24 protein-coding genes and 1 pseudogene are annotated in these 26,906 nt (G+C 71.6%); 12 read left to right on the top strand and 13 right to left on the bottom strand.

All coding sequences use genetic code 11. The features are described from left to right. Nucleotides 1-23 precede the first annotated feature (23 nt). Nucleotides 24-1,139 carry a DUF6214 family protein gene (locus AC3EUV_RS20225; protein ID WP_435603505.1) on the top strand — a complete coding sequence of 372 codons (1,116 nt, stop codon included), beginning with the start codon at nucleotides 24-26 and terminating at the stop codon, nucleotides 1,137-1,139. Nucleotides 1,140-1,193: 54 nt separating this feature from the next. On the opposite strand, the gene AC3EUV_RS20220 is transcribed toward AC3EUV_RS20225, so the two are convergent. Further along, nucleotides 1,194-1,871: a DUF305 domain-containing protein gene (locus AC3EUV_RS20220; RefSeq protein WP_432142894.1), complete on the bottom strand. Its 678-nt coding sequence runs from the start codon at nucleotides 1,869-1,871 to the stop codon at nucleotides 1,194-1,196. Nucleotides 1,872-2,044: 173 nt separating this feature from the next. On the opposite strand from AC3EUV_RS20220, the gene AC3EUV_RS20215 reads away from it, so the two are divergent. Continuing rightward, on the top strand, nucleotides 2,045-3,529 hold the full coding sequence (locus tag AC3EUV_RS20215; protein ID WP_435603504.1) for an LVIVD repeat-containing protein: 1,485 nt from the start codon (nucleotides 2,045-2,047) through the stop codon (nucleotides 3,527-3,529). A 44-nt stretch (nucleotides 3,530-3,573) separates the two neighbouring features. Here AC3EUV_RS20215 and AC3EUV_RS20210 read toward each other — a convergent pair whose 3' ends face one another. Continuing rightward, nucleotides 3,574-4,176, bottom strand: coding sequence for a TetR/AcrR family transcriptional regulator (locus AC3EUV_RS20210; RefSeq protein WP_432142896.1), 603 nt, complete (start codon nucleotides 4,174-4,176; stop codon nucleotides 3,574-3,576). Nucleotides 4,177-4,683: 507 nt separating this feature from the next. Between AC3EUV_RS20210 and AC3EUV_RS20205 the strand changes: the two genes are divergently transcribed. Then, on the top strand, nucleotides 4,684-4,794 hold the full coding sequence (locus AC3EUV_RS20205; protein WP_435603503.1) for a hypothetical protein: 111 nt from the start codon (nucleotides 4,684-4,686) through the stop codon (nucleotides 4,792-4,794). On the opposite strand, the gene AC3EUV_RS20200 is transcribed toward AC3EUV_RS20205, so the two are convergent. Next, nucleotides 4,770-5,633: a DUF4190 domain-containing protein gene (locus AC3EUV_RS20200; protein WP_435603502.1), complete on the bottom strand. Its 864-nt coding sequence runs from the start codon at nucleotides 5,631-5,633 to the stop codon at nucleotides 4,770-4,772. The two genes, AC3EUV_RS20205 and AC3EUV_RS20200, sit on opposite strands and share 25 nt — an antisense overlap. Nucleotides 5,634-5,816: 183 nt before the next feature. Here AC3EUV_RS20200 and AC3EUV_RS20195 point away from each other — a divergent pair, with 183 nt between their 5' ends. Next, entirely contained in the window at nucleotides 5,817-6,428 is a 612-nt protein-coding gene (locus tag AC3EUV_RS20195; protein ID WP_435603501.1) for a GOLPH3/VPS74 family protein, read from the top strand. Nucleotides 6,429-6,494: 66 nt separating this feature from the next. On the opposite strand, the gene AC3EUV_RS20190 is transcribed toward AC3EUV_RS20195, so the two are convergent. The 3 genes from AC3EUV_RS20190 to AC3EUV_RS20180 all read right to left on the bottom strand — a co-directional run bounded on the left by AC3EUV_RS20190 (nucleotide 6,495) and on the right by AC3EUV_RS20180 (nucleotide 10,577). Beyond that, entirely contained in the window at nucleotides 6,495-7,907 is a 1,413-nt protein-coding gene (locus tag AC3EUV_RS20190) for an amino acid permease (protein ID WP_432142899.1), read from the bottom strand. A gap of 189 nt (nucleotides 7,908-8,096) precedes the next feature. After that, on the bottom strand, nucleotides 8,097-9,599 hold the full coding sequence (putP, locus tag AC3EUV_RS20185) for a sodium/proline symporter PutP (protein WP_432142900.1): 1,503 nt from the start codon (nucleotides 9,597-9,599) through the stop codon (nucleotides 8,097-8,099). 342 nt (nucleotides 9,600-9,941) lie between these two features. Next, the gene (locus AC3EUV_RS20180; RefSeq protein WP_435603500.1) at nucleotides 9,942-10,577 is read right to left on the bottom strand and encodes a class I SAM-dependent methyltransferase; all 636 of its coding nucleotides are present in this window, start codon (nucleotides 10,575-10,577) and stop codon (nucleotides 9,942-9,944) included. 247 nt (nucleotides 10,578-10,824) lie between these two features. Here AC3EUV_RS20180 and AC3EUV_RS20175 point away from each other — a divergent pair, with 247 nt between their 5' ends. Continuing rightward, nucleotides 10,825-11,241, top strand: a complete 417-nt coding sequence (locus AC3EUV_RS20175; protein ID WP_387236604.1) for an Asp23/Gls24 family envelope stress response protein — start codon at nucleotides 10,825-10,827, stop codon at nucleotides 11,239-11,241. Nucleotides 11,242-11,301: 60 nt separating this feature from the next. Here AC3EUV_RS20175 and AC3EUV_RS20170 read toward each other — a convergent pair whose 3' ends face one another. Together AC3EUV_RS20170 and AC3EUV_RS20165 are read right to left on the bottom strand one after the other, a co-directional pair. Next, nucleotides 11,302-12,345, bottom strand: a complete 1,044-nt coding sequence (locus AC3EUV_RS20170; protein WP_435603499.1) for an SMP-30/gluconolactonase/LRE family protein — start codon at nucleotides 12,343-12,345, stop codon at nucleotides 11,302-11,304. A gap of 253 nt (nucleotides 12,346-12,598) precedes the next feature. Further along, nucleotides 12,599-13,894, bottom strand: coding sequence for an NAD(P)/FAD-dependent oxidoreductase (locus AC3EUV_RS20165; RefSeq protein WP_432142982.1), 1,296 nt, complete (start codon nucleotides 13,892-13,894; stop codon nucleotides 12,599-12,601). A gap of 366 nt (nucleotides 13,895-14,260) precedes the next feature. Here AC3EUV_RS20165 and AC3EUV_RS20160 point away from each other — a divergent pair. Continuing rightward, nucleotides 14,261-14,383 (top strand): annotated as a pseudogene (locus tag AC3EUV_RS20160) (cysteine hydrolase); the annotation flags it as partial. 20 nt (nucleotides 14,384-14,403) lie between these two features. Here the strand turns inward: AC3EUV_RS20160 and AC3EUV_RS20155 are convergent. Next, a complete protein-coding gene (locus AC3EUV_RS20155) occupies nucleotides 14,404-14,883 on the bottom strand; it encodes a DUF5709 domain-containing protein (protein ID WP_432142904.1) in 480 nt (159 codons plus the stop codon). Between the two features lie 120 nt (nucleotides 14,884-15,003). Then, a complete protein-coding gene (locus tag AC3EUV_RS20150) occupies nucleotides 15,004-15,420 on the bottom strand; it encodes a DUF2795 domain-containing protein (protein WP_435603498.1) in 417 nt (138 codons plus the stop codon). Between the two features lie 261 nt (nucleotides 15,421-15,681). Here AC3EUV_RS20150 and AC3EUV_RS20145 point away from each other — a divergent pair, with 261 nt between their 5' ends. Further along, a complete protein-coding gene (locus AC3EUV_RS20145; protein ID WP_432142906.1) occupies nucleotides 15,682-16,821 on the top strand; it encodes a baeRF2 domain-containing protein in 1,140 nt (379 codons plus the stop codon). A gap of 102 nt (nucleotides 16,822-16,923) precedes the next feature. Further along, complete coding sequence (locus AC3EUV_RS20140) at nucleotides 16,924-17,052, top strand: LPFR motif small protein (protein ID WP_387236620.1); 129 nt, start codon at nucleotides 16,924-16,926, stop codon at nucleotides 17,050-17,052. Between the two features lie 162 nt (nucleotides 17,053-17,214). Here the strand turns inward: AC3EUV_RS20140 and uriT are convergent, their stop codons facing one another. Then, entirely contained in the window at nucleotides 17,215-18,654 is a 1,440-nt protein-coding gene (gene uriT, locus AC3EUV_RS20135) for a uridine transporter UriT (protein WP_432142983.1), read from the bottom strand. A 68-nt stretch (nucleotides 18,655-18,722) separates the two neighbouring features. Continuing rightward, complete coding sequence (gene uriH / locus AC3EUV_RS20130; RefSeq protein WP_432142907.1) at nucleotides 18,723-19,670, bottom strand: uridine-preferring nucleoside hydrolase UriH; 948 nt, start codon at nucleotides 19,668-19,670, stop codon at nucleotides 18,723-18,725. A 342-nt stretch (nucleotides 19,671-20,012) separates the two neighbouring features. On the opposite strand from uriH, the gene AC3EUV_RS20125 reads away from it, so the two are divergent. The 3 genes from AC3EUV_RS20125 to AC3EUV_RS20115 all read left to right on the top strand — a co-directional run bounded on the left by AC3EUV_RS20125 (nucleotide 20,013) and on the right by AC3EUV_RS20115 (nucleotide 22,949). After that, nucleotides 20,013-21,032 (top strand): LacI family DNA-binding transcriptional regulator, encoded by a 1,020-nt coding sequence (locus AC3EUV_RS20125; protein ID WP_432142908.1) that lies wholly within the window; start codon nucleotides 20,013-20,015, stop codon nucleotides 21,030-21,032. Between the two features lie 290 nt (nucleotides 21,033-21,322). Continuing rightward, nucleotides 21,323-21,841, top strand: a complete 519-nt coding sequence (locus AC3EUV_RS20120) for a lytic polysaccharide monooxygenase auxiliary activity family 9 protein (protein WP_435603497.1) — start codon at nucleotides 21,323-21,325, stop codon at nucleotides 21,839-21,841. A gap of 160 nt (nucleotides 21,842-22,001) precedes the next feature. Beyond that, entirely contained in the window at nucleotides 22,002-22,949 is a 948-nt protein-coding gene (locus AC3EUV_RS20115) for a hypothetical protein (protein WP_435603526.1), read from the top strand. Between the two features lie 178 nt (nucleotides 22,950-23,127). Here the strand turns inward: AC3EUV_RS20115 and AC3EUV_RS20110 are convergent, their stop codons facing one another. Beyond that, nucleotides 23,128-23,556 (bottom strand): DUF779 domain-containing protein, encoded by a 429-nt coding sequence (locus AC3EUV_RS20110; protein ID WP_435603496.1) that lies wholly within the window; start codon nucleotides 23,554-23,556, stop codon nucleotides 23,128-23,130. Between the two features lie 353 nt (nucleotides 23,557-23,909). Here AC3EUV_RS20110 and AC3EUV_RS20105 point away from each other — a divergent pair, with 353 nt between their 5' ends. Next, nucleotides 23,910-26,822, top strand: a complete 2,913-nt coding sequence (locus AC3EUV_RS20105; protein ID WP_435603495.1) for a helix-turn-helix transcriptional regulator — start codon at nucleotides 23,910-23,912, stop codon at nucleotides 26,820-26,822. Nucleotides 26,823-26,906: the final 84 nt, after the last annotated feature.

Here is a 26,906-nt window from a genome sequence, read left to right as displayed (position 1 = left end):
GATATGAAGCCCAGGGCGCGCCCTTGGAGTGGCCCACATGGGAGCTCCAGGCGCACGGCTCCGCCGCGCCCGCTCCCGACCCCGCCGCCCCCGACGATCCGGCCGGCTCCGCCGGTCCCGGCTGCCCGCTGCCCCGGCTCGATCCGCTGGGCCCCTGGTGCAGCGCCCGGCTGACCTTCGCCGACGGCGCCCGGGTCGATGTCCTTGTGACGGTCTCCGACGACCACATCACCGTCGAGGACGTACGGGCCGACCCGCCGCTGCCCCTCGACGGCCTCGCCGACCTCGCCCGCTGGATCGAGGGCCCCCTCGACGACGCCTTCCGGGCGGCCACCGGGCAGCCGCGGAAGGCCCGGCCCACACCACGGCAGGCCGGCCCGGCGGACGCCGCACCGGAACGGGACGGGGGACCGCAGGCCGGGCCGCCGCCGGAGCCGGGGCGCGGTGCGGCGGCCGACCCGCTGCGGGGGCCGCGGCCGGCGGTGCCGCACGGGCCGACCCGGAACGCCCGGCCCACGAGCGGACCGGCGCAGGCGGGCGAGCCGCAAACAGCGCCGACGGCGGCCGGGGCGGAGGCAGCGGCAGGGGCGGCGGAGCGGGTGACGCATCAGACGGGCGGGGCGACGGGCGAGGCGGCGGGGGTGGGCACGACGGGGGCGGGGGCGATGGAAGCGGGGTCGACGGGCGCGCCGGGGCGCGGCCAGGACGAGGGCGTACCGCACCGGGCGGCGCCGGAGACCGGTATCGGCCACCCCGCCGACCCGACTGCCGCCCCGTCGGCCGACTCTCCCGCAGAGCCGGGCTGCGGGCAGCCGGGTGAGCAGGGCTCCGGGCGGTCCGCCCCCGCCGAGGCGTCCGTCCCCGCCGCGTCCTCGACGCCCCCCGACGCCGTGGAGTCGTCTCCCTCGTCCCCCTCCGCCCCACCGGCCGAGCGGGCCCGCTCGGCCGTCCTCGCCCGGACCCGGGCCGGTGAGCGCCGCAAGATCGCCGCGGTCGCGTACCGCCAGGCGCAGCGCGAAGGACGCGATCCGGTGCTGGCCGTCATGCACGCCACCGGCCGCAACCGCCGGCGGTCGCTGCGGCTGATCGCCGGCGCCCGCGACGAGGGCCTGCTGACGCCACGTCACAACAAGCGTTAGGGCCTGTCTCCCCGACCTCCGTGGGCCGGGGAGACAGGCCCTGGCGGCGTGGTCTCAGGGCGTCAACTCGGCCTGAATCCGCCGCATCCGCCCGATCTCGGCGCCCTGCTGCGCGATGACCTCGCTCGCCATCTCCTCCACCAGCGCGTTGTTGCCCTTCGAGAGCACCTCCGTCGCCATGGAGACAGCCCCCTGGTGGTGGGCGATCATCAACGTCAGAAAGAGCGCGTCGAACGGTGCGCCGCGCGCCGCCCGCAGCCGGTCGAGCTGGGCGGCGGTCGCCATCCCGGGCATCTTCCCGTCGTGGTGCGAATGGCCGCCGCCCGCTGCGTGGTCCCCGCCATGACTGCTCAACCAGCCCTGCATGGCGCCGATTTCGGGCTCCTGGGCCGCGGCGATCCGCCCCGCCAGCCGTCCGGTCCGCCCGCTGTCGGCATACCGCTTCGCCAGGTCCGTCATCACCAGCGCCTGCTGGTGGTGCGGGATCATCATCTGGACGTAGGCGAGGTCGGCGGAGTTGGGGGAGTCGTCGTGGCGCGCCTTCTTCGCCTCGTCGGCGGTGAGGGTCCTGGCCGTTTCTCCCGGCCTGCCCGGCGCCAGCACCTTCGGTCCGCCCGCAGCGCTCGCCTGGGCGTCGTCCTCGGCCGAACAGCCGCTCAGCGCAAGGGAGAGGGCCAGCACCGGCCCCCAGCCGGCCGCGAAGAGGACGCTCGCTCTCCTGGGACGCTTCACCGCACACCCTCCTGTCCGCCGGACCCTCCATGGGAGCCGCCCGGCCGTCGTCCGCCCGCTTCCGCGGGTGCCGGGTGTGACATCTTCATCCGCTCCTATTGATATGTACATGAGGAGCGCGATACTCGGGGCCGAGAACCGTTCACCTCGGAACGGACTTCAGGGAGGTCCTCGTGACGTCGTTGCACAGACCCCGCGTGCGGCGCAGATCCCTCGGAGCGATGACCGCGGCCCTCGGGCTCGCGGCCGCCCTCCTCGTGGCCGGACCGGCGGCCGCGACCCCCGACCCCGGCGATCACCCCTCCGCCGCCCGGGAAATGAGTAGCAATCAGAAGGCGGATACCCGGGCCGCGATCAGGAACGGCGAGATCCCCGGCGTGGACGAGGTCGTGCACAGCGACAACGTCCGCCCGTTGGCGAACCTCCCCAAGCAGGCGCTCCAGGGCACCAACTCGGACCTCGCCTTCCAGGGGAAGTACGCGTTCGCCGGCAACTACGACGGTTTCGTGATCTACGACATCTCCCGGCCCGCGGCCCCCAGGACCGTCAGCCAGGTGCTCTGTCCCGGATCGCAGAACGACATCTCGGTCTCCGGGAATCTGCTCTTCCTGTCCACGGACTCCTCACGCAGCGACAACTCCTGCGCGAGCACCACCCAGCCCGCGACGGAGAAGTCCTCCTGGGAAGGCATCAAGGTCTTCGACATCAGCGACAAGAAACACCCCCGCTACGTCGCCGCCGTCGAGACCGCATGCGGCTCGCACACCCACACGCTGCTCCCCGAGGGCCGCAACGTCTACGTCTATGTCTCGTCGTACGCCCCCAGCGCGGCCTTCCCCGACTGCCGGCCGCCGCACGACGGCATCTCCGTCGTCAAGGTCCCGCGGGCCGCACCCGAGAAGGCCGCCGTCATCGACTTCCCCGTCCTCTTCCCGGACGGCGGCAACCCCGGCGGTCCCACCAACCCGGGGGTTTCGCAGACCACCGGCTGTCATGACATCACCACCTTCCCGAAGCTGAAGCTGGCCGCGGGCGCCTGCATGGGCGACGGCATCCTCATGGATCTGTCGGACCCGGCCGCGCCCAAGGTCATCGACCGGGTCCAGGACAACGTCAACTTCGCCTTCTGGCACTCGGCCACCTTCAACGAACGAGGGAACAAGGTGGTGTTCACCGACGAGCTGGGCGGTGGTGTGGCGGCCACCTGCAACGAGAAGACCGGGCCGGACCGCGGTGCCGACGGGATCTACGACATCACCGGCAAGGGCAGCCACCGCAAGCTCGTCTTCAAGAGCTATTACAAGATCCCGCGCCACCAGGCCGACACCGAGAACTGCGTCGCCCACAACGGTTCGCTGATCCCGGCCAGGAACCGCGACCTCATGGTTCAGGCGTGGTATCAGGGCGGCGTCTCCGTCTGGGACTTCACCGACTCCGCGCACCCGAAGGAGATCGGCTACTTCGAACGCGGTCCGCTCTCCACGGACTCACTGGTCACCGGCGGTGCCTGGTCCGCGTACTACTACAACGGTCACGTCTACTCCAACGACATCGCCAAGGGCTTCGACATCCTCGCCCTCGACGACCGGCGCACGGACAGCGCCAATTCCGTACGGCTCCGGGAACTCAACGCCCAGACCCAGCCCGACTACCGCTGACCGCCCCGCACCGGTCCCGGTGTCCGCGTCCCGCCGGGCGCCCCCTAGTCCGGCGGGACCCCCCGCTCCCACGCCAGCCCGTACCGCTGGAACAGCTCGGTACGCAGCCGCGCCCGCGGCATGGCCGCTCCCGGCAGCAGCATCGCCACCACCGACCCCATCAACAGCGCCCGCAACAACGGATAGTCGGCGTCGGGATCGGACGAGCCGTACGCCACCACCGTCTCCCGCAGCAACTGCGCCAGCCGTTGCTGCTCGGGGCACTGGATGAACCCCTCGGCCGTCAGGATCCCCGCCATATGCGTCCGCATCAGCAGTGGGTGATCATGCGCCAGCCCCAGGATCGCGTCGATCGCCCGCGCCATCAGCTCCTGCCCCGCGTCCGGTCCGCTCGGCCGCGGGGCACGCTCCAGCGCGGCCTGTAGCGTGCGATGCATCAGCCGGTGCACGGCGGACTGGAGCAACTGCCGCTTGCCGGGGAAGTAGTAGGAGACCAGCCCCCGCGCGACCCCCGCCCGCCGGGCGATGTCCGCGAGCCGCGTCGCCTCATAGCCGTGCTCGTCCACCAGCTCGACCGTCGCCTGGAGCAGCCGCTCACGGGAGCGCCGCCGCAATTCTTCATTGACCGATGCGCTGCGGGGGGACATCCTGTAACTCCTGCGTTGACTGGCTGGGGGCCAACACACTCAGTATGACTCCGGATTCCCGCCCCTGGAACGGATCCGGTCAAGCTGCCCGATTCGGGCGACGCGGGGGATCGCCCGAATCGGGTGAACGTGAGGCCGGGGACGGCCTCTTGACCTGCGATTACCCAGGTCGGGGGGCCGTCCCCGACTCATGGCGCGTCGCGCGGTGCCGTCGTCCTCGTCGCCGGGCTCGGAGTCGCAGCCACGGACCAGCAGTTCGGCGGTGCAGCCGCTCAAGCGGCACGCCGTCGGCGCAGCCGCTGTGCCGCGACCGCCACGCCGACGCGCTGCGCGCGCTGGGAGCCGACGAGGTCTTCGACTACGGCACCACCACGCCGGACCGGCTCGGCCCCTTCGACGCCATCCTGGACGCCGTCGGCTCGGACCTGAACGCCTACCGGCGACGGCTGACCCGCGAGGGCCGGATGGCCACCATCGCCCTCTCGGCTGCGCCCCGCCATCGACAGCGTGTATCCGCTGACGGATATCGCCTCGGCGCACCAGGCATTCGAGCGCGGCGGCGTGGTGGGCAAGCAGGTGGTGGCGGCGTCCGATCAGCCGGTGGGCCCGCTCCAGTAAGCGTCCTTCCACTCCATGGCGTCGGGGCTGAACTCGACCTCGATCTTGTCGGCGGCGTCGGGCGGCAGGGAGAAGGCGTACTTGCCGATGGCCTCCTTGCCGGGGAGGACGTAGCCGGTGATGACCTTCTGGCGTCCGCTGCCGTCGATCAGCAGCTCCGCCGACGCTCCGTCGGCGTCGCTGACTTCGGGGAGGCCGGTGTCCACCTTGACCCGCTCGGTGCCGGTGTTGCGCACCTTCACGATGACCTGGACGGCCTTGTTGCCCTTGGCGTGACCGAGGACGTAGTCGTCGGGGGTGTACGGCTTCGGCTCGGCGACCGTGACCCTGAGTCCGTTCTCGAAGGTGTAGGACTCGCCGAAGGACAGGTGGCGGGCCTTTTCCGACGCGGAGGCGGAGGCCCTCACCTCCTTGACCTTGGCGCGTGCGTCGTCGGTGACCTTCTTCACCGCGGTGACGGTGAGAACGGCGCCGCCGGCTGCGGCCAGCAGACCGACCACACCCAGGATCACCCCGGCCAGCGCCATGCCCCGGTTCGTCGCCCGGCCGCGGCGTGCGTGGCTCAGCCCGACGGAGCCGAAGACCACGGCCAGCAGGGCCGGCAGCCAGGACATCCAGAACAGGATGATGAGCAGGCCGAGGACGAGACCGACGATGCCGAGCACCAGGGCCGTGATGCCCATGCCGTTACGGGACTGCGGCGCCGGCAGGGGCGCCATCGGGTACGGCTCCCAGCGGGGCGGGGGCGTAGCGCCGGGCGGCGGCGGTCTCCACGGGTTGTGGTCATCCGGTATCCGGTCACCGGGCTGCGGGCCGTCGGACGGAGTGGGCACGGTCATGCACAGTCCTCGAAAGTAGATGAACTGAGGACATTAGCAGCGGCTTTGCTCATTCATTACGGGATTTCGGACAGGTCCGGACAACCCGCCGGGGGCGTGACCGTGGCGGTCCGGGGCGGTCGGCGGGCGAGCCGCCGTCCGACGCGCGACCATGGGACCGGAGACCGATCCAGGGAGCCCTCCATGACCACACCGCGGGACCTGATGATCGTTGCCATGGACGCGGAGTCCGGTGGCGCTCTGGAGCGGGGCGACCTGTCCCTCGCGCTCGCGGGGGCCGAACTGATCGATCTGCTGAGCGCCGAGGCCGTCCGACTGGACGGTGAGCGGATCGTGCCCGGTTACCGGCCGGCCATCCCGGACCGCCTGTTGGACCAGGCGGCGTCATCGCTCGTCCAGCAGTCGCCGTACGAGTCGGTCGACGACTGGCTGTGGCGCCGGGGGCACGGCCTGGCGGCCGCCTATCTGAGCGCCCTGGAGGACGACGGGGAGCTCACCCGGGAACACCGTCGCTGGCGGCCCTTCGGGGCCGGGCAGACGGTGCTCGCCGATTCGCCCGCTCACCGCCGGGCGGCGGACCGCTGGACCTCACGGGAGGCCGTCCTCACCGCACTCGTGACGGCCGCCGGGATCGACGGCACGGACACCGGGGGCGAGCCGGCCGAGGTCGATGACGAGGTGTCCACCGTGCTCGCCGCCGTCCACGACGCGGTCACGGAACTGGCGGCGGAGCGGCAGCGCCGCGCCATCGAGAAGGCGGCCTTCGACAACATCTGGCGGGGCGACGGCGGCTGATCGCCCCGCGTCGAGGTGCCGTGCTCGGCTGAGGGCTGTCCCGTAGACCCCTCAGCGCTGTGCGGCTCAGCTGTCGGCGGCGGCCCGTTGATCGCGGCGCTGCTTGAGGTGTCCGGCGCCGGCCAGCGCCGCCACCACGACGGCCGTGCCGATGAGCTGCTGACGGCCGTCCGGGCTGGCGGCCATGACGGCGAAGACACCGATGATGGCGGCGAAGGTGAGCCAGGTCAGATAGGGGAAGGCCCACATCCGCACCGAGAGCAGCTCGGGCGCCTCGCGCTCCAGACGGCGGCGCATCTTCAGCTGGGTGAGGCAGACGATGGACCAGACGACCAGCACCGAGCAGCCGGCGATGTTCAGCAGCCAGGCGAACACGGTGGTCGGCCAGATGATCCCGGCGATCACGGCCGCGAAGCCGAACACACAGGACGCCAGCACCGCCGCCGCCGGCACGCCCCTGGTGACCTTGCTCAGGAAGCGCGGGCCCTGTCCCCGGCTGACGAGCGAGTAGGCCATCCGCGACGAGCCGTAGATGTTGGCGTTCATCGCGGAGAGCAGCGCCACCAGCACCACGATCTGCATGATCGTGCCGGCCGCCGGGATTCCCAGCGTGTCGAGCACGGTGACGTACGGGCCGTCCTTGGCGACCTTCGGGTCGTTCCACGGCACCAGGGTGACGACCACGGCCATGGAGCCGATGTAGAAGACGGCGATGCGCCAGACGGCGGTGCGGACGGCGCGGGCCACGTTCCGGCTCGGGTTGTCGGACTCGGCCGCCGCGATGGTGACGGTCTCCAGACCGGCGAACCCGGAAATGGTGGTCAGCAGTCCGGCGGCGAGTCCGGCGACACCGGTCGGGAAGAAGCCGCCGTGGCCGGTGAGATGGTGCGTGCCGGGGGCGTCGCCGAACACCCCGAGAATGCCGAGCACGCCCAGCACCAGAAACGCGACGATGGTGGCGACCTTGATCGCCGAGAACCAGAACTCGAACTCGCCGAAGTTCTTGACCGCGGTCAGATTGCTGGCGCAGAAGAACACCATGAAGATCGCGACCCAGCCGTAGGCGGGGATGAACGACACCCAGGTGTGCATGATCGTGCCCGCCGCGGTGGCCTCGGCGGCCACCCCGGCGCAGAGCATCAGCCAGTACATCCAGCCCGAGGTGGTCCCCGCCCAGGAGCCGATCTCTTCTTCGGCATGCACCGAGAACGAGCCGGTGGAGGGCCGGGCCGCGGACATCTCGCCGAGCATCCGCATGATCAGCATGACCAGCGCGCCGGTACCCATGAAGAGGAGGACGATGGCCGGTCCGGCCGCGGCGATGCCGACCCCGGAGCCTACGAAGAGCCCCGCTCCGATGACCCCGCCGAGGGCGATCATCGACAGATGGCGCTGCTTGAGGCCGTGCGACAACACGGACTCGGAGTTCTGCCCGGCCTCCGGGGAGTGCTGGGGCGACCGGGTGTTTGTCCGACTCATTTGTCGTGCCTGTTCATTGGTGGTGACGTTCGGTGAGCCTGACGAGTGTGGGGGGAGGTGTTTGCGTACGACGTGAACGCCCGCTATGCGGACAGTTCACTTACTTGTGGTGAAGAGTTCGGCACGCATTGAAGTGGTCCTGTTCGGGGGACGGGCCCAGGTGGCGGGGAGGGGGGAAGGGGAGCGACCTCAGCCGACCGGAACCGTCGTGGCGTGCCTCCGCTCCATGGAGCCCGACCAGGTGCGGCGCGGCGGGCGGCCGACGAACTTGCCGAAGAGCAGCGCCGCCGCGGTGGCCGCGAGGACCCCCGGCACCATCTCGTAGATGCCGGATTGGAGCGGCCCGAGGAGCGGGTCGATGTGCTTCCACAGGACGACGGTGGCCGCCCCCGCCACGATCCCGGCCATCGCCCCGGCCCGGGTCATCCGCGGCCAGTAGAGCGACAGCAGGATCACCGGGCCGAAGGCCGCACCGAAGCCCGCCCAGGCATACGCGACGATGTCCAGCACCGCGCCGCCGCTGAGCGCGATGACGTAGGCCACCAGGGCGACCACGACCACCGTCGCGCGGGCCGCCAGCACCATGGACGCGTCCGACGCCTGCCGCTTGACGAACGCCCGGTAGAAGTCCTCGGTGAGGGCCATCGCGGAGACCAGCAGCTGGCTGTCCGCGGTGGACTTGATCGCGGCCAGCACACCGACCAGCAGGATGCCGGCGACCCAGGGATTGACCAACTGGGCGCAGAGCGCGATAAAGACGGTCTCCGGGTTGTCCGGCGTCTGGTCGAGCGCGGCGATTCCCACCAGTCCCACGAGCGAGGCGCCCGCCAGACAGACGACCACCCAGCCCGTGCCGATCCGGCGGGCCCGGGGTATCTCGCTGGTGCTGCGGATGCTCATGAAGCGGGCCAGGATGTGCGGCTGGCCGAAGTAGCCCAGCCCCCAGGCGAGCAGGGAGATGACCGCCACCGCACCGAGCGGTCCACCGGACGTCCACCGGCTGCCGTCGAAGCCGGCCTTCGCCCCCATGTCCAGCAGGGCGGGGCTCTCGCGGGTGAGCGCTCCGCGCAGCGCGCCGAAGCCGCCCAGCGCCGCGATGCCGATCGCGGGGAGTGCCACCGCCGCGCAGAACATCACCGTGGCCTGGATCGAGTGCGTCACACTCACCGCCCGGAAGCCGCCGAGGACGGTGTAGACGACGATCACCACGGCGAAGACGGTGAGCGCGAACTCGAAGCCGCCGCCGAAGATGCCCTCGAACAGCACGCCCCCGGCCAGGAGTCCGCTCGCGACGTAGACGGTGAAGAACACCACGGTGACGGTCGCCGAGACCAGGCGCAGCATTCTGCTGCCGTCCTCGAACCGTTCCTCCAGATACGCCGAGAGCGTCTTCGCGTCGCCGGCCAGCTCGGTGTACGTGCGCAGCCGCGGCGCGACCAGCAGCCAGTTGAGGTAGGTGCCGATGGCCAGGCCGACGGCGATCCAGGAGGCCCCGATCCCGGCCGCGTACACCGCGCCGGGCAGTCCCAGGAACAGCCAGCCGGACATGTCACTCGCGCCCGCGGACAGCGCCGCCAGCGGTGCGCTCAACCGGCGCCCGCCCAGAGCGAAGTCGGAGAAGGTTACGGTGTCCTGATACGTCCAGATGCCCACGGTCACCATGGCGAGCAGGAATATCCCGAATGTGATCATGACGGGTACGATCAGGGGTGTCACCATTGCTCCCTAGCTGCTGGCACTGCCATCCATGGCACGGGCGCCCGGGGGGGGATCCCGCGAGGAGATCCCGGGGCGAGAAGGCTCCGGCGCGAGCAGACGATACGGATCTGCCACCGGGAGCGGCACCCTTTTGACAGATGTCCTTGGCGGCCGCAAGCCCCCGCCGCCCCCGGTCCCGGCAGGCCCGGGGCGGGACCGGCGCCAGGACCTTATCGCGGGGCCGGGGCCCCGGCGGCAGTCAACACCCCTTCTCCGTACGGGACTTGGCGCAATCCGATGGGGTGGGGACCGCTCGCCGGGGTCGGTGCGGCAGGGTCAGGCGGTCCGGCGGCGGAGCTTCACGGTGTTGTCGGTGCGGGGGTCCGGCTTTCCGTCGTGGCCGGTCCGGAAGCTCGGGTGTTCCTCGCAGCGCAGCAGATCCCACCGGCCGTCCGCGAGCCCGAGGCCCGCGATGACTTCCTCCGGAGTGGGCAGGTGCACCTCGCAGTCGGGCTCCCAGGCGGGCAGTCCCGCATGGCCCACGATGAGCAGCACGCCGCCGGGTGCGACCGCGCGGGCGGCCTTCCGCAGGATGTCCTCGCGCGGCATGGCGTCGCTGGGGGAGTGCAGGAACTGGGCGGTGACGAGATCGAAGGTGCCCGCCGGGAACGTCGCGCTGAGGTCGTGCTGTTGCCAGGTGATGCGGTCGGTGACTCCGGCTTCCGCCGCGTGCCCGGCCGCCCGGCCGAGGGCGATCCCGGAGATGTCGACGGCGGTGACCTGCCATCCCCGCTCGGCGAGCCAGATCGCGTCTGCGCCTTCCCCGCACCCCAGGTCCAGTGCGCTGCCCGGGGCGAGCTCGCCGGTCTCCCGCATCAGGGCGGAGTTGGGGCGGCCGCTCCAACTCCGGCCGCTCTGCGCGTAGCGGGCGTCCCAGTACTCCTCGTCCGGGACGGTGACGTCATGGGCCATGAGAGTCCTCCTCGGTCCGTGCTCCTCGGTGAGGTGCGGTAGCGCCGTTTCCGTGGCCTGCCGCCCTTGCCGGGATGGTCCGCCCGAGGCGGCGAAAATGACAAGCTTCGTTGCTGTATCGGCAAATGAGGAAGGTGTCGGGCTGTGGGGCTCGCGGCCGTTTTCGGGAGGCAGCGTCACCCGAACGGCCATAGCGTGAAGTGAGGGCCGAAGACTTCCCCTCGATGGAGTACTGGGGTGATGCGCAATGACCGAGTTCGCAGAGCGCGGGTCGCGGAACACCGGGAGCCTGGGGCGGACGACGATCGCCGATGGTGTGGTCGCGAAGATCGCCTATCTGGCGGCCGGTGATGTGGCCGGAGTCCATGCCCTGGGCAGCGGGCTCTCGCGGTCGGTGGGAGCGCTGCGCAAACGCGTACCCGGGGGCGGCACGACCACCACGCACGGTGTCAAGGTCGAAGTCGGCGAGAAACAGGCGGCGGTGGACCTCGACATCGTCGTCGAGTACGGCGAGGTCATCCCCGATGTGGGACAGGCGGTGCGGGAGAACGTGATCTCCGCGGTGGAGCGGATGACCGGCCTCGAAGTCGTGGAGGTCAATGTCGCGGTCAGCGATGTGCGGCTCCCCGAGGAGGAGGAAGCCGAGGCGGAACGGGTGGTGTAGCCGCACGGGACGGCACGGCACAGTACGGTTCGTGCACGCGGGCGCCGTGCGTCCGGCGGGTCAGCGCGCGGGGGACGCGCCGTCCGGGCCGGGCAACGCGCAGACGGCGATACCGCGTTCCGCGACGCTGCCCAGGGCCAGGAGATGCGCCGTCCGGCAGACACTGGTAACCATCCGGTACGGAGACCGCACGGCGCGCAGGTCCCAGGCCGGGCCGCCGTCGGGGCGGACCGCCAGCACCCGCGCCGTCGGGTGCGGAGGCAGCGAGAGCCGCAGCCGCTTCATCACCTCCCAGGCCGTCCGCCGCGCCCCGCGCGGCATGCCGTGCAGCAACGCCACACCGGCTGACCGCGGTCGTGCCAGGGCCACCCAGAACGCGCCGTCGGGACCGGGGGAGATGTTGTCGGGGTAGCCGGGCAGCCCATCGGCCAGGGTGTCGGCGGTGCCGGCCCGGGGGCCGCTGAGCCAATAGCGGCTGAGGCGGCAGGCCCCGGTCTCTGCCACCACCAGGAAGGACTCGTCCGGGGCCAGGGCCACGCCATTGGCGAACTGGAGCCCGTCCAGCAGGACTTCGGGGGAGCCGCCGGGCCGCAGACGCAGCAGCTGTCCGGTTCCGGTGTGCTCCAGGAAGTCGCCCAGCCACTCGTCGAGGCCGTAGCGACGGCTGGAGACGGTGAAGTAGACCGTGCCGTCCGCCGCGGTGGTGACATTGCTGGCGAACCGCAGGGGCGCGCCGGCCACCTCGTCGGCGAGCACCCGGACGGTTCCGTGCCGTGGGTCGACACACAGCAGACCGCGCCGGGCGTCACAGACCAGCAGCTCACCGCCGGGGAGCGGTTGCAGGCCGAGCGGTCTGCCACCCGTGTGTGCCACGGCCGTTGCCTCCTCCGCCGCGCCCGGCGCCGAGAGGCGCAGCCGCCAGATCGCACCGTCCGCGGCGCCCGCGAAGAGGGTGCCGTCGGCATCGGCCACCACGTCCTCGGGGCCCTCGATCTCGGGCGCGACGATACGGAGCGGCGGCAGTGTCTGCGGGCCGCCCTGTCCGGCGCGGGCCGTGAGCTGCCCGCTCACCGTGTCCCGCGACGCCGGGCGGCCTTGAGGCACCGGGTCATCTCCTCGGCGTACGGCAGCGCCACACACACGGTGAGCCCGAGTCCGATGCCGGCCAAATAGCGGGCCGCCATCATCAGCGCATGCACCGCCGATTCCCGGACACCGCTGGTCCATCTCTCGCCTCCGGAATCCTGTGGTCGACGGCTCGCGGACACCGCCCGTACACGCCGCACGGATGATGCACCGGCCAGCCAAGCAGAACCCTCCGTATCCGGCATCCGGGGAGGGCCGGCCGGCCCGGCTCTCAGGAGGTGCGGCCCACCCGGGCCACTTCGGGGGTTTCGGTGTCCAGCGGCACCGACCAGGAGCGGACCAGTCCCAGCTGGACGGCCTGCCGCGGCAGCACCGCGTCCAGCAGCCAGTCGGTGGCCACCCGGATGCGGTTGCCCGGCATCGCCAGGAGGTGGTAGCCGCGGGTGACCACCCCCGCGAGCGGGCCGGACAGCGGGACGTGCAGCGGGTTCGCGGCGGCCTGGATGCCGCCCAGGTCCACCATGAAGCCCAGGTCACGGTGCTCGTAGGCCCGCGGGGTGCCTTGCCCGCAGGACGCCGCCACGTTGTGCGCCGCGACCTTGCCCTGCCGCTGGGCGTGCTGGGCGGTCATCGGCGTGGTCTCGCCGGGGCGGGTCAGGTCGGGTACGGCCGCGGCGTCACCACACGCGAACACCTCCGGCCGGCCGGGCACTCCCAGGAACTCGTCGACGCACAGCCGCCCCTTGTCGGTGGGCAGCCCGCAGGACTCGACCAGGGGGTCCGGCCGTACGCCCACACACCAGATCAGGGAGCGGCTGCTGACGAACTCGCCGTCGTCGAGCAGGACCCCGTCCGGGGTCGCCTCCTTGACGGAGGTGCGGGTGCGGACCTCGACGCCGCGGGCGCGCAGGACCCGGTCGGCGGTGCGGGACAGCCGCTCGTCGAGCTCGGGCAGCAGCCGGTCGGCGAGGTCCAGCAGCAACCAGCGGGGGCGCGGGCCGTCCCGCAGGCCGGTGTTCTGCCGGACCAGGGAGTCGGTGAACCGCACACCCTGGGCGGTGACTTCGGTCCCGGTGTAGCCGGCGCCCACCACGACGAAGGTGGTCCTGGCGGCCCGCTCGGCGGGGTCCTCGGCCGCGGCGGCCAGCTCCATCTGCCGGGTGATGTGATCGCGCAAGTACAACGCCTCGGGCATCCCGCGGAAGCCGTGGGCGTGCTCGGCGACGCCCGGGATGGGCAACAGTTTGTTGACGCTGCCGACGGTCAGCACCAGCCGGTCGTAGGTCAGCGAGCCATCCCGGTCCTCGGGGTCGGTGTAGGCCACCCGGCGGGCATCGAAGTCCAGGTCATGGACCTCGCCGAGGACGAGCCGGACGCCCGGCAGGGTCCCGGTGAGCGAGACCGAGATCCGGCGGGGCTCCAGGATTCCGGCCGCCACCTCCGGCAGCAGTGGCACATACAGAAAGTAGTCATGGGGGTTGATGAGCACGATCTCGGCGGCCCCCTTGGCCTGCCGGGAGAGCGTGCGGGCACATTCGTAACCGGCGAAGCCGGCTCCGACGATCACGATCCGAGGGCGACGTCGCTTCACGTGGACTCCTGCGGTCGAGGGTGGTGCGGGAGCGCCGGGCCGAACAGGGCCACCGTCCGGTGCGGGCCGACGGCCGGCGCGGGCACACCGTGGTGCCTTGTCCGCCTAACCGGTGTACGGCCGGGTACACATGGGTCCCCTGTCATTCTGCGGGCGGCAGCCACTGGGCGGCACGTTGAGGCGGCACTGGAGGACGGCCATGTCTCCTTCTGGCTCGACGGCAGCAAGCTCCACGGCGGCTATGCGCTGACCCGGTTCCTTACCGGTGAGGGCCCCGGGAAGCGGGAGTCCTGGCAATGACAATTCCTGAAAGCACGGCACTCGGTTTTTCTTTGAAACGCGTTCTTTGAAACGCCGCTGGAATATCCGCCGGGGCAGCCCAGCATCGACACGATCGTGCGCTGTGGCCAGGTGACCGAACAATGCGTGCGCTATTCGGCGCCCGACGCGCATATCCGGAATATGCGAGGGCGCTTGGAATCCTCCTAGCCCTCCCTGTCCCCGTCCCCCGCGTCATCCCGGGCGATATGCACCGCCGCCTCCTCCGCCGACGCGGCGCCGCCGTCGATCCCGACGTCCCGGGCCGCGATGTCATTGCTGCCGCCGCGCCAGAACCCCTCGTCGGAGCCCACCAGCCGGCCGGCCCGCTCGTCGCCGCATTCGAGGTCGGTCGGTTCCCCCACGCCGTCCGGGAGATCGCCGATCCCGTCGCCGTCGGGTGCGCAGACCTCCGGTACCTCCACCGACAGCCGGTGCTCCAGCGATTCACGGTCGTGCAGCTCGCGCGCGGTGGTCCCCTCGTGGTTCACCACGAAGGGCCGCTCGGGCGGCGAATAGCCGGTGTCCAGCGTCTCGTCGAGGTCCGGCTCGTCGAGGGCGTCCTCCATGTCGAGGGCGTTGGGGTTGTCCCGGGGATCGGATCTGGGCGGCTGGTAGACCTCGTCGCCCATCGCGTCGTCGGACATAACCGCCCTCCCTCTTCCCGTCCATCCGCCCGGCCGCGGGGTGCGGCAGGTGCGCTACGACCAATTGTCCGCCTCCTGGTGGCTCCCGGCAGCGCCAGGATGCGCGGACCGGGCCCGGCCTCAGGCGCGCCGGTGTTCCGTCGCGATCCCGACGGCCTCGGCGATGCTCTGCACATTGCCGAACCGCTCGTGTGCGGGCAGCCGCTCGGCCATGGCGATCAGCCGGTCCGGTGCGTTGTTGCGGCGCAGGGTCTCGATGATCGTGTACTTGTCGGCCGGGTACAGGCTGCGCCCGAGGTGCTGGGCGAGTTCGGAGCGCAGTCCCACGTCCTCCTCGGTCATGCCGCTCGGTGTGCCGCCCCGGAATTCGCTCTCGGGTGACCACGCCGCCACCGGCTGGTCCTCGCCCGCCGGCTGGAGTTCATGCTCCTCGTCCGTTCGCAGAGCGCGCTCCGCCGTCAATTGCCCCCGTAGTTGCTTCTTCATCATCTCGTCCCGGGCGGGGCCGGTCTTGTCCGTTCCGTGTTCCATGACCATGGGTGCCTCCGGCTCCACGAGTCATACAGACCCGTCGCGTTACTCCCAGTTTCCCTGGTCCCCCAGCCCTAACAACCCGGCAGCACTGTTTCCACCATGCCCACGGAAATCACGCGGCCAGGTACGGAACGTAACGACAGATGCATATGCCCTGGATGCATACGCCTTTCGGGAACGGGAATTCGTAAGGCAGCCCACCGATGACGGCTCACGTACCACAGGAGAATCCACGGAATCCGAGGAAGCCAAGGAGGCAGCGCCATGCGAATCTCGCTCCTGCAACCGGTCATCGACCGGCCAGGCCCCTGGGCATCCGTCTATGCCGATATCTCGCCCAGCACCGAGGACGCCGCGAAACAGCAAGAGTTGACGGCGAGCGCCACCACGGCGCAGTTGTTCGCGCTCGGCGCGGACGAGGCCACCTGCGGTGCGGTGCACGAAGCACTGCTCACACGGCACGAAGGCGAGTCCGGGGAGCACTCCGGGCGGGTGCTGTTCGCCGCCCATGGTGAGATCGTGCTCGACACCCCGCTTCCCGGGCCTCCTGCCACCCCGTTCGCGGCCTGGGGGCCGGTGCCCAGAGTCACTCCCTTCCTGGCGGCGGTCGGCGACGACCCGGTCTGCCTGGTCGTCCGTCTGGACCGTGCGGGAGCGGACTTCGCCGTCCTCGGCGAACGGGGCACCGAGGACGCCGGTCAGGTCAGCGGCGCCGACTGGCCCCTGCACCGCACCGCCTCGGGCGACTGGTCCGAAGGCCACTTCCGGGCCAAGGTGGAGAACACCTGGGAGCACACCGCGGGAGAGATCGCCGATGCGGTGCGCAAGGCGTTCGAGGAGTGCGCCGCCGAGGCCATCGTCCTGATCGGCGAGGCCCGCGAACGCCACCTGGTGCACGACAAGCTGCCCGAACCGCTGCGCGCCCTCACCTACGAGAGCGAACACGGCGGGCGGGCCCCCGGCGCCGAGAGTACGCTGGTGGACCGGGACATCGCCCAGGTCAGGGCAGTTCAGGAGCGTGAGCACATCGCGCAGGTGGCGGACCGCTTCCGCACCGGTGCGGGGCCGGGAGGCAAGAGCGCCCCGCACGCCGCGGCCGGCATCCCCGCCCTGGTCGAGGCGGCCCGGGAACACCGGATCGACACCCTGCTCGTCAGCCCGCACGGCTCGGACATCGCCCGGCAGGTCTGGGTGGGCTCCGAAGCCGATCAACTCGGCGTACGGGGAACGGAGTTGCCGTACCTCGGCGAGACGCGTCCGGCCGCCGCACGGGCGGACGACGCACTGGTGCGGTCGGCGGCGGCGAGCGGCGCCGACATCGTGGTGGTCCGTGACCCCGAGCGGGCACCGTCCGGCGGGCTCGGCGCCATCCTGCGCTGGACGGAGGACGCGACAACCGGGTGATCTGCCGCCCGGCAGGCGCTCCCGGACCATCGACCCCGGCCCATCGACCCGGCCGGCGGCGGCACTTCAGGTGCGCCGGACGGTCATGACGGAGGTGCACTCATGTTGCATGCGATCGCCGACGTTCTCCGGTCGATCGGTGGTGCCGTCGCCACCGTCGTCACCCTGCCGTTCCGCGCCGTGGCCCGGCTCTTCGGCGGGGCCGCGGACACTGCACGCGGACACCACTGAGTCGGACAGCACTGACGGCGGATACCACTGGCGTCGGATACCACTGGCGGCGGACACCGCAACGGGCCGCCCGCCGACCGGATTTCGCGGTCGGCGGGCGGCCCGTGGTGTCCGGCCTGCGCCTCAGTCCTGCGCTTCAGTCCTGCGCTTCAGTCCTGCGTCTCAGCCCTGTGCTTCGGCCGCCACCGGCTTCGGGATCAGGAAGGACGTCGCGATGGCCGCCGCGAGGATGACCACGCCCGCGATCATGCCGGCGGTGTAGCCGCCGGAGGACGACGGGTCCGCCGGTGACGCGGCGGTCTTGACCGCGTACAGGAGCGCGAAGCTGAGCCCCGCGCCGAGGTTGAAGGCGCCCGCGTTCAGACCCGGCAGGAAGCCCGGGTTCTCGCTGGGGGAGAGGACGATGCCCAGCCCGTTGAGGACGATGTTCGCCACGCCCGCGTAGGCGATGCCCACCAGGACGGACGTCACCAGCAGCAGGATCTGCGACTGGCTGGGCATCGTGAACAGCATCAGCGCCACGGTCGCCACCGACCCGATCAGGCCGCACCGCAGGACCCGGCCGTAGCCGAAGGTGGCGGCCAGGCGGCCGGCCAGCGGGCCCATGGCGAGTCCGGCGAGCGCGTACGGCGACAGCGTCCACCACGCGGACTGTTCGGCGCTCATGCCGAGTCCGGCCTCGGCGTCCTGCGCGAAGGCCGGGATCAGTCCGTTCATGACGGCGAACACCCCGGTCATGGTGAGCACGGTGGTCAGCAGGGTCGCCCAGGTCGCCCGCTGCTTGAGGTGCCGGGTGGCGACCAGGGGGTGCCCGCTGCGGTTCTCGGTCCGCCAGAACAGTGCGAAGGCGGCCGCGGACAGGACCAGCAGGACGGCGATCAGCGGCCAGTTGGCGGCGGCCAGCTTGCCCGCCTCGTTGAGCGCGATCAGCAGCGAGCCGACCGAGACCACGAGCAGCGCGACCCCGGGCCAGTCCATCCGGGTCGCGGCGGGCGCCTTCGACTCGCGGGTCAGGGTGGCGACCAGGACGGCGGCCAGGGCGGCGACGACCGCCATCGCCCAGAACACCGACTGGAAGCCGTGGCTGTCGGCCAGGTAGCCGCCCGCGAGGGAGTCGACACCGGCGATCCCGCCGTTGACGGCGGTGATCACGCCCAGCAGGGTGCCGTACCGCTTCGGCTCCTGCACCTCCACCCGCAGCATGATCAGACACAGCGGGACGACCGGACCGGAGACACCCTGGATGACCCGGCCGGCGAACAGCATCGGCACGCTGGTCGCCAGCGCGGCGACGAGACAGCCGGCGACCATCAGGCCGAGCATTCCGGCCAGCACCCGGCGGCGCCCGAGAACATCGCCGAGCCGCGGGAGGAAGAGCGAGAACAGCGCCGCGGAGGTGAAGAACGCGGTCTGGGTGAGGCCGATCTCCGCGGAGCTGGCGCCGAGGGTGTCCTCGATGTTCTTCAGCGCGGGGCTGAGCATGCTGGCGTTGAGCTGGAAGGCGAAACAGGCCGCGAGCAGCGCGGTGACCAGCACGCCTATACGGACCCCGGATCCGCCGCCGGTCCCCTCGGCGGGGCGCCGGGTGGTGGCGGTGCTCATCGCGGTGACGGTGCTCTTCTCGGTGGCGGTGCTCATCTCGTCGGGAGCGTTCATCTCGGTGGGAGCGTTCATGCCTCGACGTCGCCGATCCGCTCGAGCGCGTCCACGACGAGGTTCCAGAACCGCTCGTGGTCGAGCGTGACCGCGACCTGGGTGGTGCAGTCCTCGGGGGCGGGCGCACGGAAGTCCGTCACGGTCATCCCGACCGTCAGCGCACCGCGCAGCTCGATGTCCACCGGGGCCTTGCGCACGGTCATCACGTCCGGGTCGATCACATACGCCACCGCGCACGGGTCGTGCACCGGCGGGTGGTCGAAGCCCTGGTTCTCGCGGTATGCCTCGCGGAAGAAGTCCAGCAGCTCACCGACGAACTTGGCGGGGCGGGTGCCGACCGCGGCGATCTTCGCATCGACCTCGGGGGTCGCCAGTGCCTGGTGCGTCAGATCCAGGCCGACCATGGTGACCGGCCAGCGCTCGTTGAAGACGATGTGCGCGGCCTCGGGGTCGATGATGATGTTGAACTCGGCGACCGCGCTCCAGTTGCCCTCGTGGTAGCCGCCGCCCATCAGGACGACCTCGCGGACCCGCTCCGCGATCCGCGGCTCCTTGCGCACGGCCAGCGCGATGTTCGTCAGCCCCGCGGTCGGCACGATGGTGATCTCGCCGGGCTCGTGCGACATCACGGTGTCGATGATCAGGTCCACCGCGTGCCGGCGGTCCAGCTCGATGGCCGGCTCGGGCAGCTCCGGGCCGTCCAGACCGGTCTCGCCGTGGATGTCCGGCGCCGTCTCGATGGCCCGGACCAGCGGACGCGGGCAGCCGGCGGCGAAGGGCACGCCCGTGATCCCGGCGATCCGCGCCACGGACAGCGCGTTGCGGGTCACCTTCTCCAGCGTCTGGTTCCCGACCACGGTCGTCACGGCGACCAGCTCGACATCGGGATTGCCATGTGCCAGGAGTATGGCGATCGCATCGTCATGCCCCGGATCGCAGTCGAGGATGATCTTTCTGGCCAACGGAAGAGCCCCTTTGCTCTGCTGCTCGGAAGTGTCGTGCGGAGTGGTGGTGCGGGGCCGGCATGGGCTCCGGTGCACAGCGCGCCCGGCGGTCACCCATGGCGAGCCCGGGCGGGAAGTCAGCCACGAGCGAGCAACACGGGAAAACGTTCTCCGGAAACTTGACCCATGGACTGGCCGGTTGTCAACGGTTCAATCTCTGCTCTACCGGGCGCTATCGGGACAAAGTGCTGCCGGTGTGGCGAGGAGAACCACCTCGCGTGGGACAACGTTTGCCAGGCGGACACGGGAGCGTATGCTCCCCCCGGTTCAAGCGGGCCGAGCGAAGGGAGCCGGGAGACGGTGGCCGAAGTCACGCTGAAAGACGTCGCGCTGGCGTCGGGCTGCTCGATCGCCACGGTTTCCCGTGTGCTGGCCGGCACCCGTCCGGTCGGCGTCGAGACCGCCCGCACGGTACGCGAGGCGGCCGAGCGGCTGGGCTACCGCCCCAACCATGTGGCCCGCGCCCTGCGCAGCCGCTCCACCGGCACCGTCGGTCTCGTCCTGCCGCAGATCACCAACCCGTTCTTCCCCTCCCTCGTCCGGGAGCTGGAGCATGCGCTGCACGCCGAGGGGCGGGCCGTGCTGCTCGCCGACTGCGACGACGACCCGGTCACCGAGGCGGCCCGGATCGGCGCGCTCCTGGGACGGCAGGTCGATGCGCTGCTGCTGATACCCGTCGATGAGCGGCGCAGCCGGGAGGCGGTGGCGAGCGCGGCCGCGCAGGTGCCGCTGGTGCTGCTCGACCGCGGCTGCGGCCCCGGCGTCGCCGACTCCGTCGCCGTCGACAACGCCGCCGGGATGGCCCTCGTACTCGATCACCTGGCCGCCACCGGCCGCCGCCGCCCATGCTTCGTGGGAGCCGCCGGGACCGCGTCGGCCGCGGTCGAACGGCGTGCAGCGTACGAGGCGGGGGCCGCGGCGCTGGACCCCACGGCCCCCGGGCGCGTCGAGCTCGGCGACTTCTCGGTGGAGTGGGGACGGGCCGCCGTCGACCGTGTCTGGCCCTCCCGGCCGGACGCCCTGATCTGCGCCAACGACCTCATCGCCGCCGGTGCCCTTCAGCGTCTGCGCCAGCTCGGCGCGGACGTACCGGGCGAGGTCGCCGTCACCGGCTTCGACGACATCCCGCTCGCCGGCCTCGCCGACCCGGCGCTGACCACCGTCCGCCAGCCGGTCGGCGAACTGGCCGCCGAGGCCGCCCGTCTGCTGAGCCGCCGGCCGTCCGCCGCGGAGCCCGGCCCACGCCGCACGGTCCGGCTGGCACCGCGGCTGGTGGTCCGGGCCTCCAGCGCGCCGGCCGGGGTCGCTGCGGCCCACTGACCAGGGGCGCCTTGCAGTCCTGACGTCACGTCAGGAAGTCTGCAGACAAGGTCAGTTGAGCACCTGAAGGTCCGGCACGTGCCACTTCCCGCACGGCCTGCCGCCGCCCTGGCAACGCAGTGCCGCGCCTCTTGACCGTACGCGGTCAGGGAGTAAAGTCTAGACCAATTGGTGTGCACCTTCGCGTCATTCACCCTCCTCAACGAGGCTTCCCGGGGCGGACGTGCGGCGCCGCGGCGGCGTCGGGTCCGCCGCTCTCGTGTGGCGGCCTCTCTCGCGAAAGGTTTGACATGCGCAGAAAAAGAAAGCTGGCCCTCGCGCTCGGTGCGGGAATCGCCCCGCTGCTCGTCGTCACCCTGCCGGCCGGTCCGGCGAGTGCGCACGGCTATGTGTCCTCGCCGCCCAGCAGGCAGGCGCAGTGCGCCGCGGGCAGTATTGACTGCGGTCCGATCAAGTGGGAGCCGCAGAGCGTCGAGGGCCCGAAGGGGCTGACCAGCTGTAGTGGCGGCAACAGCCGATTCGCCGAGCTCGACGATGACAGCAGGGGCTGGAAGGTCACCCCGATCGGCAGCTCACAGACCTTCAACTGGCGGCTGACCGCCCGGCATTCCACCAGCACCTGGCAGTACTTCGTCGGCGGGAAGAAGGTCGCCGAGTTCAACGACGGCGGGGCGCAGCCACCGGCGACGGTCTCGCACACCGTCAACTTCGGCGGCATCACCGGCAAGCAGAAGATCCTCGCGGTCTGGAACATCTCCGATACCGCGAATGCCTTCTACGCCTGTATCGACGTCACGATCGGCGGCTGAGGGCCGACCCGTCTCCTCCTCCCTCCGGTCCCCGCCGCCCCGTCTCCCTGCGCCGGTCACCTCCGTGAACGGCGGCGAGCAGAGCGACGAGGCCGGCGGGGCACCCGTTACGATCGGCCCATTCATGGCCGTTGTGCGTGGCCGCTGCCGGGAGGAAGAGATGGGCCTGTTCCGCCGAGGACCGAAGCGGGATTCCCGCGACCTGGCACGCGACGGGGAGTTCAGCTTCTTCTCCGAGCGCGAGGGCGGGGTCTTCAGATCACAGGTCCGGCAGGCCTTCGCGGAAAAGGGGCTCGAAGTCACCGCGTACGCGGGCGTGGTCACCGACTCCGCGGGCCGGCAGTTCGGCCTCGGCAACCTCGCCGCGGTGTGTCACCGCGACCGGCGCGGGGAGCGCAGCTGGCCCGCGCTGATCCGGGATCATGTCGGCAAGGTGCTCCGTACGATGGACGGCCCGCAGCCGCTGGAGATCCTCAGCGAGGATGAGATCCGGGCCTGTCTGTACCCCCGTGTGGTCGCCCAGGAGACGCTGCCCGCCTCGGACTCCTTCCGCTACGGCCGCGCGCCGGCGCCGGGGCTGCGGGAGGTGCTCGCCCTCGACCTCCCGGAGGCGGTGCAGATGCTCAGCGAGGACTCGCTGACCGATCTCGGGGACGTGGCCGAGCTGCGGATCCGGGCGATGAACAATCTGCGGGCGCTGCCGGTCGAAGGGCATGAGACGGTGCGGCGCGGTGACGGCTCGGCGTTCGAGGTGCTGCTCGGCGACTCGTTCTTCACCGCGAGCCGGGTGCTGGTCCTGGACGAGCTGGTGCAGCGGCTCATGGGCACCGAGCTCACGCCGGACGGTGCGCTGGTCGCCCTGCCCTTCCGGCACCAGCTGGCGTTCCACCGTATCCACGACGCGCAGGTCATCCCGGCGCTTCAGGCCATGGCGCAGTTCGCGGCGGCCGGTCACGAGGACGCGGCGGGCGCGATCAGCCCCAGGGTGTTCTGGTGGCGCCGGGGTGTAATGACCCCGCTGAGCGAGCCGGACGGGGACGGGCTGCGGGTGGTGGCGGACGCGGACTTCCAGAAGATGCTGGAACGGCTGGTGCAGGGCGAGGCCTGAGGGGCGAGGCGGACCGGCACCGCGCGGTCCGTACAAGATTTTCTCGCGAAATCTTCACCGTGCGGGAACCTGAACCGCCCGCCACCCGTTTCTACAAGTGAGGCCCCACGCTCTCCCCCGTGCGTGGGGCCTCACTCTGTGCCCGCCCGGCGTCTCCCGGCGGCCCGCGAGCGCCCCTTCAGTCGCCGAGACCCGCGCGTTCCTCCTCGGTGAACAACCGCGAGCGGATCAGAAAGCGCACCCCCTCCGGCGCCTCCAGCGAGAACCCACTGCCCCGCCCCGGTACGACGTCCACCGTCAGGTGCGTGTGCTGCCAGCGCGCGAACTGGTCGGCCGACATCCAGAAGTCCACCGGCTCCCGCACGCCCTCCACACCCAGCCGGGCCAGCAGCACATCCGACGATCCCGTACGGAATTCCCCCGCCGGGTAGCACATGGGGGCACTGCCGTCGCAGCAGCCGCCGGACTGGTGGAACATCAGCGGGCCGTGCTCCTTCCGCAGCAGCCGCAGCAGTTCGGTCGCCGCCGCGGTGAGCCCGATCCGCGCCGGGCCCTCCGGGGCCTCGGGGTCCGGAGCGGCCGTCTCGCACCCGTCGCCGCCGGCCATCAGAACCGGCCCGGCTGCGTCGCGGGGCGGCTGACCGGCAGATTCTTGGTCCCCGGTGGGTACATGTGTCGTCCTCTCCTGGGCATTCCGCTCCTGACCGGCGGAAACGGATGTCGAGCGGCGGGCCGGGGCAGCCGCCCGGGCCCGCCTGTGCGTGCCCGGACCGTGCCCGCCGAGCCGTCCCGGCGGCGGTCCAGTTAACTCCGTGCAAGGTTGCGACATGGTTGCACGCGTCGCCGGGATGTAAGGGCAGGTTCCGGCTGTGGGCGGACATCTGGCGACCGGCTCAGGCAACCGCGGTCCTCATCGGAACGTCTCGAAAACAGACGAGAACGACGAGAGTTGAGCAACTGGTGACGTTCGCACATTCCCGTGACGCGTGCGGTGACGACTGGCCGTTGGTGGGGCGCGAACGCGAACTCGCTGCCATGGACGCCGTGGCCGCCGACGTGTTGTCCGGCCGTACTCGCGTCGTACAGCTCGAAGGGTCGGCCGGCATCGGCAAATCGGCCCTGCTGAGCACCTGGTGGGACCGTAACGGGCAGTTCCGAGTGCTGCGGGCCCGCTGCCACCCCTTGGAGCGCGCCTTCGCCTTCGGTGCCGTCCGGCAGCTGTTCAAACCGCTGCTGGCCGCGGTCTCCGACAGCGAGCGGGCACACCTGCTGGCAGGGCCGGCGGCGGCCACGCTGCGGGCCCTGGACGACGCCGCCACGGATCCGCTGCCGGAGAACGCGAATGTGACGGCCTCGACGCTGCGTGAACTGGACGCACTGGTCGCCCGGCTGGCCCGCCGGCAGCCCCTGCTCCTGGCCGTGGACGCCCTCCAGTGGATCGATCAGCCGTCCCTGCGCTGGCTGGTCCACTTCATCGGGCGGGCGGACAGTCACCCCGTGCTGATCGCCGTCACCACCCGTAGCGCCGAGGGCCGACGGCTTGATCCGCTGTTCGCCGAGCTCGTCCGGCCCGCGAACTGCCGCACCCTCGTCGTGGAGCCGCTCGACGTGGACGGCGTCGGGCAGTTGGTGCGGACGCTCTGGGGAGCCGAGGAGCCCGACGCGGCGTTCTGCGCCGCCTGTCACGCCGCCACCGGCGGGCATCCGCTGTTCGTCCGCGCCCTGCTCCACCAGGCACAACGCAGCGGTGTGAAGCCCACGACGGAATTCCGGGACCGGATCCCCACGGTCACCCTCTCCACCCTCGGCGGGGAGATCTCGCACCGGCTCTGCCAGGCGTCCGACGAGGTCGTGGCGCTGGCGCGGGCACTGGCCTTCCTGGGCGACCGCAAGCCCCCGGAACTGCTCGCCGCGCACTGCGGGACCGGGCGGGCCGTGGTGCAGTCCGCCGCCGAGGAACTGCGGTCGCTCGGCCTGCTCCGGGCGGACGGCGACCCCCGCTTCACCCACCCCGTCGTCCGCGACACCGTGCTGGCCACGCTGTCCCCCGAGGAACTCGGCGTCGGGCATGCGCGGGCGGCCCAGGTGTCCTGTCTGAGCGGGCGCCCCGACGAGGAGGTCGCGGCCCATCTGCTGGCGGCCGGCCCCGTCCACGGTTCCTGGGTCCTGCCGGCGCTGCGCCGGGCGGCCACCGAGGCACTGCGCCGCGGGGCACCGGAGACCGCCGTGACCTATCTGCGCTCCGCGCTGCACCAGCCGCTGGACGAGCCCGAGCGCGCCCGGGTGCTCCTGGAACTGGGCACCGCGGCCAGCCATTACGATGCCGCGCTGGCCATCTCCTGCGTCACCGGCGCGCTGGAAGGGCTGACCGACGAGGCGGCCCGCAGCGACGCCCTGGGGGTGCTGGCCTACTCCCTGCTCCTCTCCCGCGGGTCGCGGACGGACCTGTCGAGCGTGGACCGGAAGATCGCGGCATTAAGCGAACGGCTCAGCTCGGGCCCCGGTGCCGCCGACCGCGAGCTGGCACTGCGGATGGGCGCGCTGCGCTCATGGATGGAGTTCGAGCGGCCGTCCGTCACCGGCCCGGCCGCGGCGCCGTCCCCCGGCGGGGACGAGGACCCGGCCGACCGCACCGCGGGCGAACGCCAACTGCTCGCCATCCGCGCCTTCCACGCCCTGCGGGCGGCCCTGCCCGCCCCGTACGTCACCGCTCTCATCGAGCGGGCGTCCGTCAACCTGCCGGCGTTCTCCCATGATCTGTTCCCGCTGCACTACTTCGTCGCCCAGACACTGCTGTACCTCGACGAGCTCGAAACCGCCGACCGGCTCAACCGCCATCTGACCCGGGAGATCTCGGGCCGCGGCATGGAACTGCTGGTCTCCTCCCTGACGGTCTACCGCGCCGTGCTGGCACTGCGCCGCGGAAATATCGCCGAGGCCCTCGCCGCGGCGCAGGACGCCGCCGACCACGCGTCCCCCACCGGGCGGCTGCCGTACGCCCTGACCCTGGACACGATCAGGATCGACGCACTGCTCGCCCAGGGCCGGGTCGAGGCCGCCGAGCGGGTCGCGGTCTCGCATGCCGTGGCGGGGCAGACGGAAGTGGCTTGGGAGCGGCCCCGGTTCCTGATGAGCCTGGCCGCCCTGCGGATCGCCCAGGGCGAGCTGCGGTCCGGGCTCTCCCTGCTCCGCGAGTGCGGTCACCACTGCGAGGCGCTGGGGACGGTCAGCCCGGCGATGTCCCCGTGGCGCTCCCGCGCGGTCCCCGTCCATCTCGCCCTGGGGGAAGCCGAGTCGGCCCAGGCGCTGGCCGAGCAGGAGCTGGACCTCGCCCGGCGCTGCCGGCTCCCGCGGGCCCTGGGGGTGGCGCTGCGGGCGGCGGGCGCGGCGGCCGCGGGCTCCCGGGGGCTCGACATGCTGGCCGAGGCCGTGACCGTCCTCAGACCCACCCCCGCACGCCTCGAACTCGCCCGCGCCTGCCACGATTTCGGTGTCGCTCTGCTCCGCCGGGACGACAAACGCGGCGCCCGCAGAACCTTGCGCGAGGGCCTGGACCTCGCCGTCGGGTGCGGCGCCACGGCGCTCGCCACGCGGCTGGAGGAGGGGCTGCACCTCGCCGGCGGCCGGGTCGCCCGCTCCGGGAGCCAGGGAATCCGGGGGCTGACGGCAGGGGAGGAACGCGTCGGCACCCTGGCCGCCCAGGGATACAGCAACAAGCAGATCGCCGAACTCCTCGTCGTCTCCCTGCGGACGGTGGAAACCCATCTCACCGGCGCCTACCGCAAGCTGGGGATCACCGGGCGCCCACACCTGGCGGCGGCGATGGCCGAAGCGGGCAGGCACCGCGGGGGGAGCGACCCGGCGGACGCCTGAGTGCGGCAGCACGGTCAATGGCCCCGCACCCACAGTCGGAAGCCGCCCCTCCGAAGCCCCTCAGAAGACCTCAGAGGCCCCTCA

This window comes from Streptomyces sp. bgisy130 (assembly GCF_057708345.1).
The sequence above is the reverse complement of the archived record's forward strand: the minus strand, read 5'-3'. Positions and strand labels throughout refer to the sequence as shown.

Excerpts from the sequence above, each read along its gene's own strand:
- putP (WP_432142900.1), bottom strand. The coding sequence starts at position 9,599 with ATGATCACATTCGGGATATTCCTGCTCGCCATGGTGACCGTGGGCATC.
- AC3EUV_RS20175 (WP_387236604.1), top strand. The coding sequence starts at position 10,825 with ATGACCGAGTTCGCAGAGCGCGGGTCGCGGAACACCGGGAGCCTGGGG.
- AC3EUV_RS20150 (WP_435603498.1), bottom strand. The coding sequence starts at position 15,420 with ATGGTCATGGAACACGGAACGGACAAGACCGGCCCCGCCCGGGACGAG.
- AC3EUV_RS20120 (WP_435603497.1), top strand. The coding sequence starts at position 21,323 with ATGCGCAGAAAAAGAAAGCTGGCCCTCGCGCTCGGTGCGGGAATCGCC.
- AC3EUV_RS20155 (WP_432142904.1), bottom strand. The coding sequence starts at position 14,883 with ATGTCCGACGACGCGATGGGCGACGAGGTCTACCAGCCGCCCAGATCC.
- AC3EUV_RS20115 (WP_435603526.1), top strand. The coding sequence starts at position 22,002 with ATGGGCCTGTTCCGCCGAGGACCGAAGCGGGATTCCCGCGACCTGGCA.
- AC3EUV_RS20110 (WP_435603496.1), bottom strand. The coding sequence starts at position 23,556 with ATGGCCGGCGGCGACGGGTGCGAGACGGCCGCTCCGGACCCCGAGGCC.
- uriT (WP_432142983.1), bottom strand. The coding sequence starts at position 18,654 with ATGAGCACCGCCACCACCCGGCGCCCCGCCGAGGGGACCGGCGGCGGA.
- AC3EUV_RS20140 (WP_387236620.1), top strand. The coding sequence starts at position 16,924 with ATGTTGCATGCGATCGCCGACGTTCTCCGGTCGATCGGTGGTGCCGTC.
- AC3EUV_RS20190 (WP_432142899.1), bottom strand. The coding sequence starts at position 7,907 with ATGAGTCGGACAAACACCCGGTCGCCCCAGCACTCCCCGGAGGCCGGG.
- AC3EUV_RS20195 (WP_435603501.1), top strand. The coding sequence starts at position 5,817 with ATGACCACACCGCGGGACCTGATGATCGTTGCCATGGACGCGGAGTCC.
- AC3EUV_RS20145 (WP_432142906.1), top strand. The coding sequence starts at position 15,682 with ATGCGAATCTCGCTCCTGCAACCGGTCATCGACCGGCCAGGCCCCTGG.
- AC3EUV_RS20180 (WP_435603500.1), bottom strand. The coding sequence starts at position 10,577 with ATGGCCCATGACGTCACCGTCCCGGACGAGGAGTACTGGGACGCCCGC.
- AC3EUV_RS20200 (WP_435603502.1), bottom strand. The coding sequence starts at position 5,633 with ATGACCGTGCCCACTCCGTCCGACGGCCCGCAGCCCGGTGACCGGATA.
- AC3EUV_RS20210 (WP_432142896.1), bottom strand. The coding sequence starts at position 4,176 with ATGTCCCCCCGCAGCGCATCGGTCAATGAAGAATTGCGGCGGCGCTCC.